Genomic DNA, 15,258 nt, shown 5'->3' on the forward strand with positions numbered 1-15,258 from the left:
CCGCGCCCCTAGGGGAGCGGTGCTCGGGCCCCGTCAGGGGCGCGGGGAACTGCGCGAGCAACCCCCGAAGCGCCGCAGACGCGTCTGCTAAGCAACCCCGCACACGCGTCTGCGGCTTTTCCTCGGCTGAGCGCGCCGTTCCCCGCGCCCCTGACGGGGCCCTTACGGGGCCGCCGCGCGCGCAAGCCTCGTGGCCGCGGCCGCGCGGGGGCCGCTGTCCGGGGGCCTGCGCCGCGGGTGCACCGTGTTGGCCAGGAGGATCAGGAACGTGTCGGTCGCCGCGTCGATGACCAGGGACGTTCCCGTGAAGCCCGTGTGGCCGGCCGCGCCGCGGCCCGCCAGTTCCCCCATGAACCACGGCTGGTCGATGGCGAAGCCCAGGCCGGAGCCGGTGAACAGCAGCTCCACGAAGTCGGGGCCGAGGATGCGGGCCCTGCCGTAGGAGCCGCCGCACAGCAGGGTGCGGCAGAACACCGCCAGGTCGCGGGCCGTGGAGAAGAGGCCCGCGTGCCCGGCCACGCCACCGAGCGCCCACGCGTTCTCGTCGTGGACGACACCCCGCAGCATCCCCCGGTCGGCCTTCGCCCACGGCTTGCGCTGGTCCTCGGTCGCGGCGGCGTCCGGGCGGGGCCCGAAGCCGGTCGCCGTCATGCCGAGCGGCCGGGTGATGCCCTCGCGTACGAGGGCGTCCAGGGGGCGGTGGGTGAGGCGCTCCAGGACGTGCTGGAGCAGCAGCATGTTCAGGTCGGAGTAGACGTACTCGCCGGGCTCGGTGACCGGCGCCTCGGCACACAGGGCCGCGAGGCGCGAGGCGTCGTCCGGACAGTCGTACAGAGGGAGTTCGGGGCGCAGACCCGAGGTGTGCGTGAGCAGTTGTCGCACCGTGATGCCGTGCTCGGCGGCGGCCCGGAACTCGGGGACGTACGCCCCGACCAGCGCGTCGATGCCGAGCGTGCCGCGCTCCAGCTGCTGCACGGCGGCGACGGTGGTGAAGAGCTTGGTGAGCGAGGCCAGGTCGAAGGGCGTGTCGGTGCGCATCGGCACCTGCCACTCGTGCGGCAGCTCGACGCCCGCGTCGGTCGTCGGGTCGTACGAGGCGTAGCGCACCGCCCGGCCCGCGGCGGCCTCGGCCGCGATCACGGGGCCGCGGCCCACGATCACCACGGCGCCCGCGCACCAGGGCCGCTCCCCGCGCGGCAGCTCGCGCACCTCGGCGACGAGGCGGCCGATCTCGTCCGGGTCGAGGCCCGCGCGGTCCGGGGTGCCGGTGCGCAGGAGCCGTGGTGCGCTCAGTGGTCCGCCTCCTCCGTGGGCCCGTGCTGCCAGGGGCGGCACAGTCCCACGAAGCACGCGATGGCCGCCAGCGCGCAGACCAGCTGGACGACGGCCATCGGGACGGCCGTGTCCTCGCCCGCGATGCCCACGAGCGGCGAGGCGATCGCGCCGATGAGGAAGGAGGTGGTGCCGAGGAGCGCGGAAGCGGAACCGGCCGCGTGGGGCGTGCGGGTGAGGGCCAGGGACTGGGTGTTGGGCATGGCCAGGCCCATCGCCGACATCAGGACGAACAGCCCGGCGGCGACGGGGAGCAGGCCGACTTCGCCGAAGACGCCGGCCGTCATGAGCAGCAGCGCGGTCGCGGCGACGGTGATGGTCGTCAGGCCGAACGCGAGCGCCTTGTTGAGGCTCACGCGGCCGACGAGGACCTTGCCGTTGATCTGGCCGACGGCGATCAGTCCGACGGAGTTGACGCCGAAGAGGAGGCTGAAGGTCTGCGGGGAGGCGCCGTAGATCTCCTGGATCACGAAGGGCGAGGCGGAGATGTACGCGAAGAGCGCGGCGAACGCGAAGCCGCCCGCGATCATGTAGCCGGTGAAGACGCGGTCGGTCAGCAGCGACCTCATCGTGCGCAGCGCCTCCACCGTGCCGCCGCTGTGCCGCTTCTCGGGGGCGAGGGTCTCGGGCAGGCGCCGCCACACCAGGAGGGTCAGCGCGATGCCGACGCCCGTGAGGACGACGAAGATGCCGCGCCAGTCGGTGAAGCGCAGGACCTGGCCGCCGATGAGGGGCGCGACGACGGGGGCGACGCCGGAGATCAGCATCAGGGTGGAGAAGAAGCGGGCCATCTCCACGCCGTCGTACAGGTCGCGGACGATCGCGCGGGCGATGACGATACCGGCCGCCCCTGCGAGGCCCTGGAGGAGGCGGAAGCCGATGAGGAGCTCCGCGGTGGGCGCGAAGGCGCAGATGGCGGTGGCGAGGATGTAGACGAGCAGACCGATGAGGAGCGGGCGGCGGCGCCCCCACTTGTCGCTCATCGGGCCGACGACGAGCTGTCCGAGTGCCATGCCCATCAGGCAGGCGGTCAGGGTCAGCTGGACGGTGGCGGCCGGGGCGTGCAGGGCGTCGGTGACCTCCGGCAGGGCCGGGAGGTACATGTCCATGGAGAGCGGGGGGACGGCGGTGAGGCCGCCGAGTACGAGGGTGACCAGGGCCCCGGTGCGGCGGAGGGCGGCGGTGCCCTTGGGCTCCGCCGCCTTCGGTATCTGGTGTTCCGTGGTCTGCCCGCGCTCAGGCATCGCGCCCCTCCCGGTCGATTGGATCCGCCGTCCATGGTCGCAGCTCCGGGTGCGTGGTCGGGACCGGTTCGCGCCCCGGGGGCGGCTTCGCGGGCGTCGCCCCGGGAGTTTGTGTGACGACCTGAAGTCACACTCGTTTGGCTTCAGCACCGGGCCATTCCATCGGCCCCCGGCTTCGCGGAAGAAGCCGGAGAAGCAGAAGAAGCGGGGGTGACACGCCATGCGCATACACAGGCTGGCGTCGACTGTGCTCATCGGCCTCGCCGCCCTGGCCTTCACCCTGCCCGCGCCGGCCCCGTCGGCCGGTGGCGCCCAGTGCCGTGACACGACGCTGGTCGGGGTGGCGCACCAGGACGACGACCTGCTGTTCATCAATCCGGCGGTCGCCGAGGACTTCGACCGGGGCAGCTGCCTGCGCGTCGTGTACGTGACGGCGGGGGACGCCCATCTGGAGTGGGCGGGCGGGTATGTCGGCCGCCGGGAGAGGGGCGTGCAGCAGGCGTACAGCGCTCTCGCCGGGCGGCCGATGCGCCCCGGGGAGCCGACCCCCTGGCAGGTTTCCCCGGTGCGGGCCGGCGGGCGGACCGTGCACGGTGTGCGCCTGGACAACGGCCCGCTGCGGCCCGACATCCGGCTGCTGTTCCTGCGGCTGCCCGACGGCGGCTGGCGCGAAGAGGCGTCGCGGCGCCGGAGCCTGCTGGCCCTCTTCCAGTCCAGGGTCCGCTCGCTCCGCGCCGTGGACGGCTCCGCCCGGTACACGGAAGCGGCGCTGATCGCCACGCTGGCCGCTCTCATCGAGCTCTTCCGGCCGGGCACCGTCCGCACGCTGGACTTCGCCAACACCGCGCTGAGGTCGTCCGGCGAGAGGTGGGCCGACCACAACGACCACGCGGTCACCGGCCGGTATCTCCGCCTGGCGGCCCTCAGAGCGCGTCCGCAGGGGCGGCCGCCGCGCCTGAGGGGATACGAGGGGTACGGGACCGCCGTGCGCCCGCCCAATCTCGACGCCGCCCGAGCCGCCCGCAAGGCCGCCGTGTTCGCGCACTACTACATCCATGACGAGCGGCGGGGGAACAGCTGCCCGGGGCATTACTGCGCGCCCACCAGGAAGGTGGCGCCCCAGTACGAGCGCTGGCTGGAGCGGAGCTACGCGCGCCCGGTGCCCGATCCCCGTCCCGGCACCGTCGTCTCCTGGATCGGCTCCACGGCCACCGGCTTCACCACGTCCGATCTCTGTCTGACGCGGGACCGGGGCACGGTCCGCTCCGCCCCGTGCAACGGCACGGTCCGCCAGCGCTGGCGTCTCACGGACGGCGTTCTGCGGGCGGAGAGAACGTGGAGCGGTGACGTCGGCCCTCGCTGCGTACACGTCGCGGGCCGGGGCGTCGTGCTCGCCTCCTGCGCCCGCGCCCCGGCCCGGTGGACGATCACGCCGCGCGGGCAGTTGCGCACCGGCGAGGGGTGTCTGACCCAGGACGACCTGCTGCGGCCGCGCCCGGGTCTGCGGCTGGCCGCGTGCGCCGCGGAAGATCCGGGGCAGCGCTGGTTCACCCGGTTCCGGTGACGGGTCAACGCGGCGACGGCCCGTTCACCGTACGGAGTGCCCCTCGTGTTCCGAGGCGTGTGCTCACCGGAAGAGGGCCCGGGGCGTGGAAACGTGTCCGGCCTCACCCGATTGCCGACCTGGGCAAGGCTCGATGAAAATCTCCTTTCTGCTGCAGAACGCCTACGGGATCGGTGGCACCGTCCGCGCCACCTTCAACTGTGCCGGTGCCCTCGCCGAGCGCCATGACGTCGAGATCGTCAGCGTCTGGCGCACGCACGACAGGCCCTGTCTGCCGCTCAGCGGAGAGGTCCGGCTGCGGCCGCTGATCGACAGACGCCCGAACGCGCCCCGCAACGACCTCGGCAGCGCGCTGCTCGGCACCCCGAGCGCGCTGGTCCCCCCGTTCGAGGCGCGCGGGGCCGGCTTCGACGGCCTCACCGACCGGCGGGTGGCGCGGTTCCTCGGCCGTACCGACGCCGACGTGGTGGTGGCCACCAGGCCCGGCCTGGTGATCTACCTGGCCGCGTTCGGCCGCCGCCACTACCTGCGGGTCGGTCAGGAGCACCGGGTCTACGGCACGCACGAGCCCGGGATCCGCGCCGCCCAGGACACCGCCATCGCCGCGCTGGACGCGCACACCACCATCACGGAGGCGGACGCCGTCACGCACCGCAGGCGCCTCGCGGCCACGGGCACCCCGATCGTGGCCGTCCCCAACGCCTCGCCGCCGCCCCTGCTCACCACCGCGCCGGGCGGCGAGGCACCGCTCGTCATCGCGGGCGGGCGCCTCATCCCGGTGAAGCGGTACCACCTCCTCGTGGAGGCCTTCGCCGCGGTGGCCGCCGCGCACCCGCGGTGGAAGCTGCGGATCTACGGCCGCGGCCCCAAGCACGGCGCGCTGCGCGCCCGCATCGACGAACTCGGCCTGAGCGACCACGTCTTCCTGATGGGCGCCAACCCGTCCCTCGCCACGGAGTGGGCCAAGGGGGCGATCGCCGCCGTCACCTCACGCGAGGAGTCGTTCGGCATGACCATCGTGGAGGCCATGGGGTGCGGCACCCCCGTGGTGGCCACCGACTGCCCGCACGGGCCCGCCGAGATCATCCGGGACGGCGAGGACGGTCTGCTCGTCCGCTCGGGCGACCGCGACGCCGTGGCCGGGGGCCTGCTGAGGCTCATCGAGGACGACGGGCTGCGGCGGGCCATGGGCAGCGCCGCCCGGCGCAGCGCCGAGCGGTACGCGCCGGAGAACATCGCCCGGCGCTACGAGGAACTGTTCGAAGGTCTGCGCGCCACCGCCCCGCCCGCCCCGGTCCCGCTCGACCGCCGTGTGGTGGCCGGTGCCGGGCGTGCCCGCGCCGCCGCCCGGCAGGCCCTGCGCCGGACCGTCCACCGGGCCCGGCGGTGGCGCTCGGCGGGCCCCGGCCCACTGCGTCCGACGTCCACCTGCGCGGTCGACGCGGCGGGCGATCTCGTCGTACGGCTGGACCGGGCCGGGCTGCCCGGCGGCGCGTTCACGCTGACGGCGACGTTGCGGGGGTCGGACGGCCGGGGCTGCCATCTGGTCGAGATGCCGCTGCGGCGGCCCGAGAGCGACGAGGCGCCGTGGACGGCCGTGCTGGAGCGCCGGGCCCTGCCGCTCGCGGAAGGCCGCTGGGATCTCCATGTCGTCCGCTCGGACGACGGGGCGCGGCGCCGTGTCGCCTCATCGGCGGTCGAACAGCAGAGCCTGCTCAGCCTGGAGCCGCCGCCGGGAGCGCCGTTCAGCTGGTGGATTCCGTACGCGACCGTCAAGGACAACCTCTCCGTACGGACCTGGCACCGCCCCGCGCACGCGGAGGCGAGCGCCCTGACCACCGACGCGGCGTCGTGCACGGTCGAAGGCACGCTGCACAGCGCGCGGTTCGTGCCGGGGCGGCGTCCCCGTCTCCTCGCCGTCCCGCGCCACGACCCGTCCGCCGCCTTCGAGACCGAGGTGGCGACGCTCGGCGCGGACCGCTTCCGCTTCCGTCTGGCGTACTCCCGTGCGCTGGAGGCCTGCGGCGGCGAAGCGGCGACCTTGGACCTGGCGCTGCGGCTGTCCCCCGGGGCCGAGCCGGTCCGCGTGGCGCGCGTCATCGGTGACGTCGTCGACCGCAGGCGCACCGACGTGTATCCGGCCGCCGAGGTGCCCGGCCCCCGGGACGGCGCCGCCGCCTCGGTGCGCCCGCGCTTCACCGCCGCCAACGACCTGTCCCTGGTGGTCAGGACGGGGCCGGCGGATACCGGTGCCTACGCGGGCCGCAGCCCTGGGTCGCCCGCCTCCGTCACGAAGGACGCCGCCGTCCTGATGGGCGCTCCCGGGGTGGTGACCGACGAGACCGTCTTGAAGTCCGCGCGCGCGGACTGACGGCCGAGGCCGACCGTGACGTAGCCGCGCCGTCCGTTGTAGAACTTCAGGTGCGGGTTGGCCTTGGTGTAGGTCTCCCAGTTGGCCGGCTTGTCGGCGCCGTCCTTGCCGCTGGCGATGGACGTGGCGACGATCTCCGTGCCGAGGGTCCTGGAGGCGGGGTCGTCGAAGTCGGCCTTGATGTCGAAGGCGTAGCCGACGTGCACGTCGCCGGTGAGGACCATGAGGTTCTCCAGGCCCGCCGACTTCGCGCCCGCGAGGACCCGCTTGCGGGAGGCGCGGTAGCCGTCCCAGGCGTCCATGGAGAGCTTCGCCTGCGCGGTCAGGTCGAGCTTGCGCTGGGAGAAGGTGACCTGCTGCGGGACGACGTTCCACAGGGCGCGCGAGCGGCGCCAGCCGTCGATGAGCCAGCGCTCCTGGGTGGCGCCGGTGATGGTGCGCTTCGGGTCGTCCGTCTCGGGGCCCGGGGCGTGGGCCTTGTCGCCGTAGGCCTGGTCGGAGCGGTACTGCCTGGTGTCGAGGATGTCGAACTGGGCGAGGCGGCCCCAGATCAGGCGCCGGTAGAGCTGCGCGTCGGGGCCCTTCGGCAGCTGCGGGCGGCGCAGCGGCAGGTTCTCCCAGTACGCGCGGTAGGCGGCGGCGCGGCGCAGCAGGAACTCGGCCGGGGGGTTGCCGTTCTCGTCGATGTCGTCGGCGTAGTTGTTCTCGGTCTCGTGGTCGTCCCAGGTGACGACGAAGGGGTGCGCGGCGTGGGCGGCACGCAGGTCGGGGTCGGATTTGTAGAGGGCGTACCGCAGGCGGTAGTCCTCCAGGGTCTGCGTCTCCTTGTTGTAGTGGGCGGGCAGCGTGCGGTCGGTGTAGTTGCGGGCGCCGCCGGTGGCGTTGACCGCGTACTCGTAGAGGTAGTCGCCGAGGTGGAAGACGACGTCGACGTCGTCCTGCGCCAGGTGCTTGTACGCGGTGAAGTAGCCGTCGTGGTAGGCCTGGCAGGAGACGGCGGCGAGGGTGAGGGCGGCGGGGCGGCTGCCCGGGGCGGGGGCGGTGCGGGTGCGGCCGGTCTCGCTCACCCAGCTGCCGGCCTTGAAGCGGAAGTAGTAGGTGCGGCCCGCCTCCAGGTGGTCGACCTCCACGTGCACGGTGTGGTTGAACTCGGGGTGCGCGGTGGTCGTGCCGCGTCTGGCGACGCGCCGGAAGCGGGCGTCGTGGGCGAGTTCCCAGTGGACGGTGACGCGCTCCTTGGGCAGGCCGCCGCCCGGCTGGTAGGGGGCGGGGGCGAGCCGCGTCCAGAGCAGGACGGAGGAGGGCAGCGGGTCTCCGGAGGCGACGCCGAGGGTGAAGGGGTCGTCCTTGATGCGGCGGCCGTCCAGCTCGGCGGCGGCCGCGACGCCCTCGGTGGGCAGGTCGGTGGTGAAGGCGAGCGCGGCGGCGGCGCCCGTGACGGTGAGGAAGCGGCGGCGCCCCACGTGGCGGGCGGCGGCCCGGAGTTCGGGTGAGTGCTGCTGGGCTGCGAGTGTCATGTGGCCCTCCCCTGACGATTGCTGTCAGGGGCATGTAAGTGGCGGGGGACGTCCTTCGCCTGTCACGTACACAACAGCCGTATGGCGGGCGGATGATGTCCGCGTGGACGGCCCTCCCGTACGCTGCGGGCCCATGAACGCTGAGCGAACTGACCTGCCGGACGCGCCGGAACCCGCCGCGGGGACGGCTGGTGACCATGCCGCGGAGACCACCGTGAAGGGCGTCGCGACGGCCGCCGTGGTCGCCGGGGCGGACAGCACCGCGGGGCACACGGCGGACAGCGCCGCGCAGACCACCACAGACAGCACCGTGGAGCCCGCCGCCGACAGCGCCGTGGGGGCCACCGTGGAGGGCGTCGCGACGGCCGCCGTGGTCGCCGAGGCGGAGAGCGTCGTGGAGACCGCCGTGGAGGAGCTCGTGGAGCCCGCCGCGCCGGAGGATCCGCGGATCGCCGTGGTGACCGGCGCCGGCTCCGGGATCGGCCGTGCCGTGGCCCTCGAACTGCTCGCCTCCGGCTGGTCGGTGGCGCTCGCGGGCCGCCGCGTGGAAGCCCTGGAGGAGACGGCCTCCCTCGCCTCCGCGCGAGGCGGCGCCACCTTGTGCGTACGGACCGACGTGGCGCGGCCGGACGACGTGGCGGCGCTCTTCGCCGCCGTACGCGAGCGCTTCGGGCGCCTGGACCTGCTCTTCAACAACGCCGGTACGTTCGGTCCCGGCGGCGTCCCGGTCGAGGAGCTGCCCTACGACGCCTGGCGCCACGTCGTCGACACCAACCTCAACGGCGCGTTCCTGTGCGCGCAGGCGGCCTTCCGGCAGATGAAGGAGCAGGAGCCGCGGGGCGGACGGATCATCAACAACGGGTCGATCTCGGCTCACGCCCCGCGCCCGCACTCGGTGGCGTACACGGCGACGAAGCACGCGCTGACCGGCCTGACGAAGTCCCTCTCCCTGGACGGGCGCCCGTACCGCATCGCCGTCGGGCAGATCGACATCGGCAACGCCGCGACCGACATGACCGCGCGCATGCGGTCCGGGATCCTCCAGGCCAACGGCGAACTGGCGAGCGAGCCGGTGATGGACGTGGCGGACGTGGCGCGCACCGTGCGGCACATGGCGGAGCTGCCGCTGGAGGCGAACGTCCAGTTCGCGACGGTCCTCGCGACCAACATGCCGTACGTCGGGCGGGGTTGACGCCCCGGCGATTCCGCACCGGCGAGGGCGGCGCGCGGCCGGGTACGGGAGATCTCCACAAGTGGAATCAGACGTACCGCCTCAAGGGCGACCGACGGGCACCGTATGCTCAGCTCCTCTCCACGAGAACTTCACACTTGGAGCACTCCCTTGCGCATACGCACCATGGCCCCCGCAGTCCTCGCCGCCACCGCCCTCTCGGTGTCCCTGCTCGCCGCCTCGCCCGCCTCCGCGGCGACCGCGCGCCACCAGGGCGGGCTGCACCTCGGCTACATCCAGTACGACAGCCCGGGCCGCGACACCCGCTCCAACTCCTCGCTGAACGCGGAGTGGGTGAACATCCACAACAGCAGCCGCTCCGCGATCCAGCTCAAGGGCTACAAGCTGAAGGACGACACCGGCTACACCTACACCTTCGGCAGCTACAAGATCGGCGCCGGCAAGACCGTCAAGGTCCGCACCGGCAAGGGCACCAACGCCTCCGGCGTGCGCTACTGGGGCCGCGGCAGCTACGTCTGGAACAACACCTCCGACAAGGCCCGCCTGGTCAAGCCGAGCGGCTCGCTCCAGGACTCCTGCTCCTGGACGCGGAGCGACCGCGGGACCAAGAACTGCCACTGACCACCGCCGAGGGGGAAGAGCGGGGCGGCCGGTCCGCGGCGGGCCGGGGGGCCCGCGGGAATGACCCGGGCCGCGGAGCGGTTGCCCCGCGACATGACGACGAAGATTCCCGCCGCCCCCTCCCCCGCCGTGCTGCGCTACGCCGCGTTCACGACCGACCCCTCCGGAGGCAATCCGGCGGGGGTCGTCCTCGACGCGGCCGGGCTCGACGACGCGGCGATGCTCACGATCGCGGCCGACGTCGGGTACAGCGAGACGGCGTTCCTCACCGCCGCCCGCGACGGCGGCGACGGCGACACCTCTGGGCAGCACTACACCGCGCGGTACTTCAGCCCCAAGGCCGAGGTCCCCTTCTGCGGGCACGCCACCGTCGCGGCCGCGGTGGCGCTCGCCGAGCGGGACGGCGCCGTGACCGGTGACGGCGAGGAGGCCGCGTACGTCTTCGCGACCCGGGCGGGCACGGTGCCGGTGGCGGTCTCACGCGCGGCGGGCACCGTGCGGGCCACGCTCACCAGCGTCACCCCGCACGTCGAGGAGGCCGCGCCGGACGACGTGGCCGAGGCGCTCGCCGCGCTCGGCTGGGCCGCCGACGAGCCGGCCGCCGACCTGCCGCCCCGGATCGCCTTCGCGGGCGCCCGCCATCTGGTCATCGCGGCCGCGACGCGCGCACGGCTCGCCCGCCTCGACTACGACTTCGCCCGGCTGGAGGCGCTGATGCGACGCCTCGACCTGACGACCGTCCAACTGGTGTGGCGCGCGTCGCGGTACGTCTTCCACGCCCGCGATCCGTTCCCGGTGGGCGGGGTCGTGGAGGACCCGGCGACGGGCGCGGCCGCCGCGGCCTTCGGGGCGTACGCCCGTGAACTCGCCCTCGTCCCGCCCGATTCGGTCCTCACCCTGCACCAGGGCGAGGACATGGGCCGGCCCGGCGTGCTGACGGTGACGCTGCGGGAGGGCGACCGGCGGGTGCGGGTGAGCGGGGCGGCGGTGCAGATCCCGCCCGCTCAGGCCTGACCCGTCTCGAAGCGGGCGATCCTGCCCGCGTCGTCGATGTCGAAGCGCCACTTCGTGCGCATCTCGCCCCATGCGTCGTTGCGGTAGGTGACGAGCAGCGTGCGGCCGGCGTCCGACTCCGACTCGACGTCCATGTGGCCGTGGGAGGAGAAGACCTCCCGGTCGGTCCAGTCGTCGATCTCCCGCTCGGCGCCGTCGTCGGACATGGTCGCGCCGGGCGCGAGCAGCGCCTCGAAGGCTTCCTTGTCGTGGGAGTTCACCGCGGCGACGAAGGCACGGACCACGGGGTCGCCGAGCCGGTTTACCTGAATGCTCATGGGCTCACCGTCACACCGGGCCGCACCCGGCGCCACCGGGCGGGCAGCGGCTCTCACCCGTACGGCCGCGCGGACCGGGTGCCCGGCGCCGGTCCGTCGGACGGTGGAGAAGGACTGTTTCCGCCACCGACGACCCCGGGAGCCCCGATGACCTGTTCGTGCCTGGACCGACGCGACCTCGGCCTGCTGTTGCTGCGCGCGGGGACCGGAGGAGTGCTCGCCGCCCACGGTGCCCAGAAGCTGTTCGGCTGGTTCGGCGGCGGCGGCCTGGAGGGCACGGGCGCCTTCATGGAGTCCATCGGCTACGCACCCGGCAAGCGCAACGCCCTGACCGCGGGGCTCGCCGAGGCGGGCGGCGGCACGCTGCTCGCCCTCGGCCTCGCGACCCCGGCGGCGGGCTCCGCGGCGGCAGGCGCGATGGCGGGCGCCGCCGCCGTGCACGCGCCGCAGGGCTTCTTCAGCCAGGGCGGCGGCTACGAGTACCCGGCGTTCCTCGGCATGGTCTGCGCGGCCCTCGCCGTCACGGGCCCCGGCCGCTACTCCGTCGACCACGCGCTCGGCCACTGCCTCAACCGCGCCTGGATGGTGCCGGCGGCGCTCGCCGGGACGGCCGTCGGGGTGCTGGCGACGCTGGCCGCCAGGAAGAAGGAGGTCCGCGAGCAGAGCGAGGGTGTCCCGCCCGAGGCGTAGCCCGCCGTGGCAGGCTGCGGGGCATGGACGACCACTCCCGCGAGCACCTGCCGGACCCGACGGACTCCCCGGACCTGTGGGACACCATCGACCGGCTGCACGGCTGGCTCGACGCCCACAACGACCGCGCGCCCCAGGAGGCCCTGCTGCTGCGCATGCTGAAGCTCTCGGAGGAGGTCGGCGAGGTCGCGCAGGCGGTCATCGGCGCCACCGGCCAGAATCCGCGCAAGGGCACCACCCACACCTGGGACGACGTCCGGGCCGAGCTGTGCGATGTCGTCGTGACGGCCATGGTGGCGCTGCGCACCCTGACCCCCGACACCCGGGCCGTCCTCACCGCGCACCTGCGGCGGGTGAGCGAGCGCTCGGAAAACCACGTGCGGGGCGGTAGTTGAGGCGCTAGCGTCGCCGCCCATGACCACTGACATCGATCACCCGCCGCGGCTCACCCGGCTCGCCTTCCACGGCCCGCTCTCCGAGGACCGCGCGCGGCGGCTCGTGGACCGGCTCGCGGCGACGGAGCCCCGTACGGTCCTCGACCTGGGCTGCGGCTGGGGCGAGCTGCTGCTCCGCGTCGTCGGGGCCGTCCCGGGGGCCACCGGCGTCGGTGTGGACATCAAGGCGGAGGATCTGGCACGCGGCCGCGCCGCCGCCGAGGAGCGCGGCCTGGGCGGCAGGGTCGTCTTCGCCGAGGAGTCGGCCACGGACACCGCGCGCGGCCCGGCCGACGTCGTGCTCTGCCTCGGCGCGAGCCAGGCCCTCAGCTCCGCCCCGCCGCCCCGCTCGACGGCCGAGGCGCTCCGTGCGCTGCGCGGCCTGGTCACGCCCGGCGGCCGGGTCGTACTGGGTGAGGGCTTCTGGGAGCGGACGCCCACTCAGGACGAGCTGGCCGCGATGTGGCCGGACGCCCGCACCGACGAGTACCTCTCGCTCGGCGACCTGGTGGACGCGGCGGTCGAGGCCGGGTTCCGGCCGCTGTGGGTGGAGACGGCGAGCGCCGGGGAGTGGGAGGAGTTCGAGTCCGGCTACCGCTGCGACACCGAGGAGTGGCTCGCCTCGCACTCCGGACATCCTGCGGCGGCGGAGACACGGGCGCGCGTCGACGCACAGCGTTCCAGCTGGCTGCGCGGCTATCGCGGTGTGCTCGGGCTCGCGTATCTCACTTTGGTCCCGGTCGCCTGAGACGGGTTAGGGTCGCGCGGTAACGACGTCACGGAATGCCGCGTACGAACACGCACGAGAAAAAAGGGGGCCGCACGATGGGTGCGCGGGTCACGGCGGTCAGCAGCAACGCCACGTACTCCTTCAGCAAGCCGAACCGGGGATGCGTCACGCTGCTCGCCGGGTTCGGCGTCGAGGGGGACGTGCACGCCGGGGAGAAGGTCAAGCACCGCTTCCGCGTCCGGCAGGACCCGGACCAGCCGAACCTGCGCCAGGTCCACCTCATCCAGGAGGAGCTCTTCGACGAGCTGGCGGCGGACGGTTTCGCCGTGGCGCCGGGTGAGCTGGGCGAGAACATCACCACGCGCGGCCTCGACCTGCTCGGCCTGCCCACGGGCGCGCTGCTGCGTATCGGCGGGAGCGCGGTCGTGGAGATCACGGGGCTGCGCAACCCCTGCCGGCAGATCGACGACTTCCGGGCCGGGCTCATGAAGAAGGTCGTCGGGCGCGACGAGAGCGGCGCCGTCGTCCACCGGGCGGGCGTCATGAGCGTGGTCCACCAGGGCGGCGAGGTCCGCCCCGGTGACGCGATCGAGGTCGAGCTGCCCGAGGGCCCGCACCGGCCGCTGAAAACCGTCTGACGCGGCTTCCTACGAGAGGTCCTGCCCGAACCAGGTCTCGGCGAGCGCGTCGAGCGTGGGCTCGGGCGGAGCGGGCAGTTCGCGCAGGTACCAGGGCAGATGGCTGTACACGTGGAGCAGCGTGTACGCGAGGAGTCGGCGCGGATCGTACGTCGTGCCGTACGCCTTCATGAAGCGCGGGAGCAGCCCCGGCTCGGCGCGGGTGACGAAGAGTCCGACGCCCACGAAGTCGTACGCCCGGTCGCCGATCATGGCGGGCTCGAAGTCGAGAAGGCCGGTGAGGCGCCATCCGTCGTCGGGGTCGACGACCAGGTGCTGGCGCATGAACTCGGTGTGCAGCAGGGCGGGTCCGTGCACTTCGCCGGTGCCGGTGGCGGGCAGTGTCACCGAGTCCAGGAAGGCGGGGATCTGCTCCAGCCAGCTCTCGGGCAGTCCCCGCTTGCGCTGCTGCTCCACCGCGCCGGCGCGCTGCCCGGCGAGGAAGGTGGCCCAGTCGCCGGGGCCGAGGACGTCGGCGAGCGGTTCGTGGTCGAGGGCGTGCAGCGCGGCGAGGGCCTGCGCGGCGTCGGTGATGATCCGCTCCCGGTCCGCCCGCGGGATGCGGGGCCAGGCGGTGGCGAGGCCTTCGCCGGGCAGGCGGGACATCAGGACGTAGCGCCAGCCGTTGACGTACGTGCCGACGTCGTGGAGCTCGGGGGTGGGGACGGGCAGCCTGCCCTGGACGTGGCCGAGCACGCGGGCCTCGGTGACGCAGTCCCGGGCGTCGAGCGCGGGGAACAGCTTGAGCACGTGCCGGTCACCGATCGCGTAGACGGCCTGTGACCCTTCCGGGTAGCGGGTCAGGGGCGCTCCGCCCAGGCCGAGCCGCGCGCACAGGTCCTCCGCCCCGGGGCGCATGATCGCGTCGTTGGGGACGACGCGGTCCCATTCCTCGTCCGTGGTCACCTCGGGCAGCATGACAGCACCGTACTGTCGGGCGGAGGGCGGCCGCGAACGATTCTTCGACGCGGCGCCGGTGAACTCGCGTGCGGGCGGCGCCCCTTGCCCGGAGGCGGGCACCGCCCCGTGTCGCGCGTCAGAAGACGAACGGTCCCGGCGACTGCGCCGATGTGGCCTCGCAGGTCACGGTGATGCCGAAGACGACGATCTTCAGGGATTTCCCCGCGAGGCTGTCGCCCGCGGCGACGGTCCCGGTGAGGGGGCCCGTGGAGACGGGGCTGCCGGCGGGTATGGCCGGGTTGGAGTTGCCGGTGAACGCGGTCGTCCCCGAGCCGTTCTTGGTGAGGGTGAGAGTCGAGTCGACGGAGCCCGCTGCCACGTCGATGGGGGCCGTGATCGCCGAGGTGGACACCTCGATGGTGGCGCTGGTGCCGTTCTGGGCGGCGGTGAGGGTCGCCGTCCCGGAGCCGAACGATCCACAGTCGAACGAGAGGGTGGCGGTCCGGGGCTCCACGGCACCGGCCGCGGGTGCCATGGCGAGCGCGCCGACGGCGAGTACGCCTGCGCCCAGGACCGAGCCGATGCCTCTGCTGAGCATGTCGTGTCGCATGGGGGCCTGCCTTCGTTGGCCTGGAAGGTGGGGGGAGCGATCCCG

At 73.7% G+C, this 15,258-nt stretch carries 15 protein-coding genes; 9 read left to right on the top strand and 6 right to left on the bottom strand.

From position 1 onward, the window contains the following. Window positions 1-162 precede the first annotated feature (162 nt). Together KKZ08_RS11130 and KKZ08_RS11135 are read right to left on the bottom strand one after the other, a co-directional pair. Window positions 163-1,335: a serine hydrolase domain-containing protein gene (locus KKZ08_RS11130; protein WP_223774306.1), complete on the bottom strand. Its 1,173-nt coding sequence runs from the start codon at window positions 1,333-1,335 to the stop codon at window positions 163-165. After that, window positions 1,290-2,576 carry a Bcr/CflA family multidrug efflux MFS transporter gene (locus KKZ08_RS11135; protein WP_223774307.1) on the bottom strand — a complete coding sequence of 429 codons (1,287 nt, stop codon included), beginning with the start codon at window positions 2,574-2,576 and terminating at the stop codon, window positions 1,290-1,292. Before KKZ08_RS11135 ends, KKZ08_RS11130 begins: the two co-directional genes overlap by 46 nt. A gap of 220 nt (window positions 2,577-2,796) precedes the next feature. Between KKZ08_RS11135 and KKZ08_RS11140 the strand changes: the two genes are divergently transcribed. Both KKZ08_RS11140 and KKZ08_RS11145 read left to right on the top strand, forming a co-directional pair. After that, a complete protein-coding gene (locus tag KKZ08_RS11140) occupies window positions 2,797-4,140 on the top strand; it encodes a ricin-type beta-trefoil lectin domain protein (protein WP_223774308.1) in 1,344 nt (447 codons plus the stop codon). Window positions 4,141-4,273: 133 nt separating this feature from the next. Further along, the gene (locus KKZ08_RS11145) at window positions 4,274-6,511 is read left to right on the top strand and encodes a glycosyltransferase family 4 protein (protein ID WP_223774309.1); all 2,238 of its coding nucleotides are present in this window, start codon (window positions 4,274-4,276) and stop codon (window positions 6,509-6,511) included. On the opposite strand, the gene KKZ08_RS11150 is transcribed toward KKZ08_RS11145, so the two are convergent. Further along, window positions 6,394-8,028: an alkaline phosphatase D family protein gene (locus KKZ08_RS11150; RefSeq protein WP_223774310.1), complete on the bottom strand. Its 1,635-nt coding sequence runs from the start codon at window positions 8,026-8,028 to the stop codon at window positions 6,394-6,396. The genes KKZ08_RS11145 and KKZ08_RS11150 overlap by 118 nt on opposite strands. A 418-nt stretch (window positions 8,029-8,446) precedes the next feature. Between KKZ08_RS11150 and KKZ08_RS11155 the strand changes: the two genes are divergently transcribed. The 3 genes from KKZ08_RS11155 to KKZ08_RS11165 all read left to right on the top strand — a co-directional run bounded on the left by KKZ08_RS11155 (window position 8,447) and on the right by KKZ08_RS11165 (window position 10,855). After that, window positions 8,447-9,220 (top strand): SDR family oxidoreductase, encoded by a 774-nt coding sequence (locus KKZ08_RS11155; protein WP_223779002.1) that lies wholly within the window; start codon window positions 8,447-8,449, stop codon window positions 9,218-9,220. Window positions 9,221-9,370: 150 nt separating this feature from the next. Next, a complete protein-coding gene (locus KKZ08_RS11160; RefSeq protein ID WP_223774311.1) occupies window positions 9,371-9,841 on the top strand; it encodes a lamin tail domain-containing protein in 471 nt (156 codons plus the stop codon). A 93-nt stretch (window positions 9,842-9,934) separates the two neighbouring features. Further along, window positions 9,935-10,855: a PhzF family phenazine biosynthesis isomerase gene (locus tag KKZ08_RS11165; RefSeq protein WP_223774312.1), complete on the top strand. Its 921-nt coding sequence runs from the start codon at window positions 9,935-9,937 to the stop codon at window positions 10,853-10,855. Here KKZ08_RS11165 and KKZ08_RS11170 read toward each other — a convergent pair. Further along, window positions 10,846-11,172 carry a nuclear transport factor 2 family protein gene (locus KKZ08_RS11170; RefSeq protein WP_223774313.1) on the bottom strand — a complete coding sequence of 109 codons (327 nt, stop codon included), beginning with the start codon at window positions 11,170-11,172 and terminating at the stop codon, window positions 10,846-10,848. The genes KKZ08_RS11165 and KKZ08_RS11170 overlap by 10 nt on opposite strands. A gap of 147 nt (window positions 11,173-11,319) precedes the next feature. Between KKZ08_RS11170 and KKZ08_RS11175 the strand changes: the two genes are divergently transcribed. The 4 genes from KKZ08_RS11175 (at window position 11,320) to KKZ08_RS11190 (ending at window position 13,664) form a co-directional block, all read left to right on the top strand. Next, the gene (locus KKZ08_RS11175) at window positions 11,320-11,862 is read left to right on the top strand and encodes a DoxX family membrane protein (protein ID WP_223774314.1); all 543 of its coding nucleotides are present in this window, start codon (window positions 11,320-11,322) and stop codon (window positions 11,860-11,862) included. Between the two features lie 23 nt (window positions 11,863-11,885). Continuing rightward, window positions 11,886-12,257, top strand: a complete 372-nt coding sequence (locus KKZ08_RS11180) for a MazG-like family protein (RefSeq protein WP_223774315.1) — start codon at window positions 11,886-11,888, stop codon at window positions 12,255-12,257. Window positions 12,258-12,276: 19 nt separating this feature from the next. Beyond that, on the top strand, window positions 12,277-13,044 hold the full coding sequence (locus KKZ08_RS11185) for a class I SAM-dependent methyltransferase (RefSeq protein WP_223774316.1): 768 nt from the start codon (window positions 12,277-12,279) through the stop codon (window positions 13,042-13,044). A 77-nt stretch (window positions 13,045-13,121) separates the two neighbouring features. Continuing rightward, the gene (locus tag KKZ08_RS11190; protein ID WP_223774317.1) at window positions 13,122-13,664 is read left to right on the top strand and encodes an MOSC domain-containing protein; all 543 of its coding nucleotides are present in this window, start codon (window positions 13,122-13,124) and stop codon (window positions 13,662-13,664) included. Window positions 13,665-13,673: 9 nt separating this feature from the next. Here KKZ08_RS11190 and KKZ08_RS11195 read toward each other — a convergent pair whose 3' ends face one another. Together KKZ08_RS11195 and KKZ08_RS11200 are read right to left on the bottom strand one after the other, a co-directional pair. Then, entirely contained in the window at window positions 13,674-14,621 is a 948-nt protein-coding gene (locus KKZ08_RS11195; protein ID WP_223774318.1) for an aminoglycoside 3'-phosphotransferase/choline kinase family protein, read from the bottom strand. A gap of 118 nt (window positions 14,622-14,739) precedes the next feature. Continuing rightward, the gene (locus tag KKZ08_RS11200) at window positions 14,740-15,213 is read right to left on the bottom strand and encodes a hypothetical protein (RefSeq protein WP_223774319.1); all 474 of its coding nucleotides are present in this window, start codon (window positions 15,211-15,213) and stop codon (window positions 14,740-14,742) included. Between the last annotated feature and the right edge of the window lie 45 nt (window positions 15,214-15,258).

Origin of the sequence: Streptomyces sp. 135 (genome assembly GCF_020026305.1) — a bacterium.
Lineage (GTDB): Bacteria > Actinomycetota > Actinomycetes > Streptomycetales > Streptomycetaceae > Streptomyces.

Excerpts from the sequence above, each read along its gene's own strand:
- KKZ08_RS11180 (WP_223774315.1), top strand. The coding sequence starts at position 11,886 with ATGGACGACCACTCCCGCGAGCACCTGCCGGACCCGACGGACTCCCCG.
- KKZ08_RS11145 (WP_223774309.1), top strand. The coding sequence starts at position 4,274 with ATGAAAATCTCCTTTCTGCTGCAGAACGCCTACGGGATCGGTGGCACC.
- KKZ08_RS11140 (WP_223774308.1), top strand. The coding sequence starts at position 2,797 with ATGCGCATACACAGGCTGGCGTCGACTGTGCTCATCGGCCTCGCCGCC.
- KKZ08_RS11150 (WP_223774310.1), bottom strand. The coding sequence starts at position 8,028 with ATGACACTCGCAGCCCAGCAGCACTCACCCGAACTCCGGGCCGCCGCC.
- KKZ08_RS11200 (WP_223774319.1), bottom strand. The coding sequence starts at position 15,213 with ATGCGACACGACATGCTCAGCAGAGGCATCGGCTCGGTCCTGGGCGCA.
- KKZ08_RS11170 (WP_223774313.1), bottom strand. The coding sequence starts at position 11,172 with ATGAGCATTCAGGTAAACCGGCTCGGCGACCCCGTGGTCCGTGCCTTC.
- KKZ08_RS11195 (WP_223774318.1), bottom strand. The coding sequence starts at position 14,621 with ATGCTGCCCGAGGTGACCACGGACGAGGAATGGGACCGCGTCGTCCCC.
- KKZ08_RS11185 (WP_223774316.1), top strand. The coding sequence starts at position 12,277 with ATGACCACTGACATCGATCACCCGCCGCGGCTCACCCGGCTCGCCTTC.
- KKZ08_RS11165 (WP_223774312.1), top strand. The coding sequence starts at position 9,935 with ATGACGACGAAGATTCCCGCCGCCCCCTCCCCCGCCGTGCTGCGCTAC.
- KKZ08_RS11190 (WP_223774317.1), top strand. The coding sequence starts at position 13,122 with ATGGGTGCGCGGGTCACGGCGGTCAGCAGCAACGCCACGTACTCCTTC.
- KKZ08_RS11175 (WP_223774314.1), top strand. The coding sequence starts at position 11,320 with ATGACCTGTTCGTGCCTGGACCGACGCGACCTCGGCCTGCTGTTGCTG.
- KKZ08_RS11135 (WP_223774307.1), bottom strand. The coding sequence starts at position 2,576 with ATGCCTGAGCGCGGGCAGACCACGGAACACCAGATACCGAAGGCGGCG.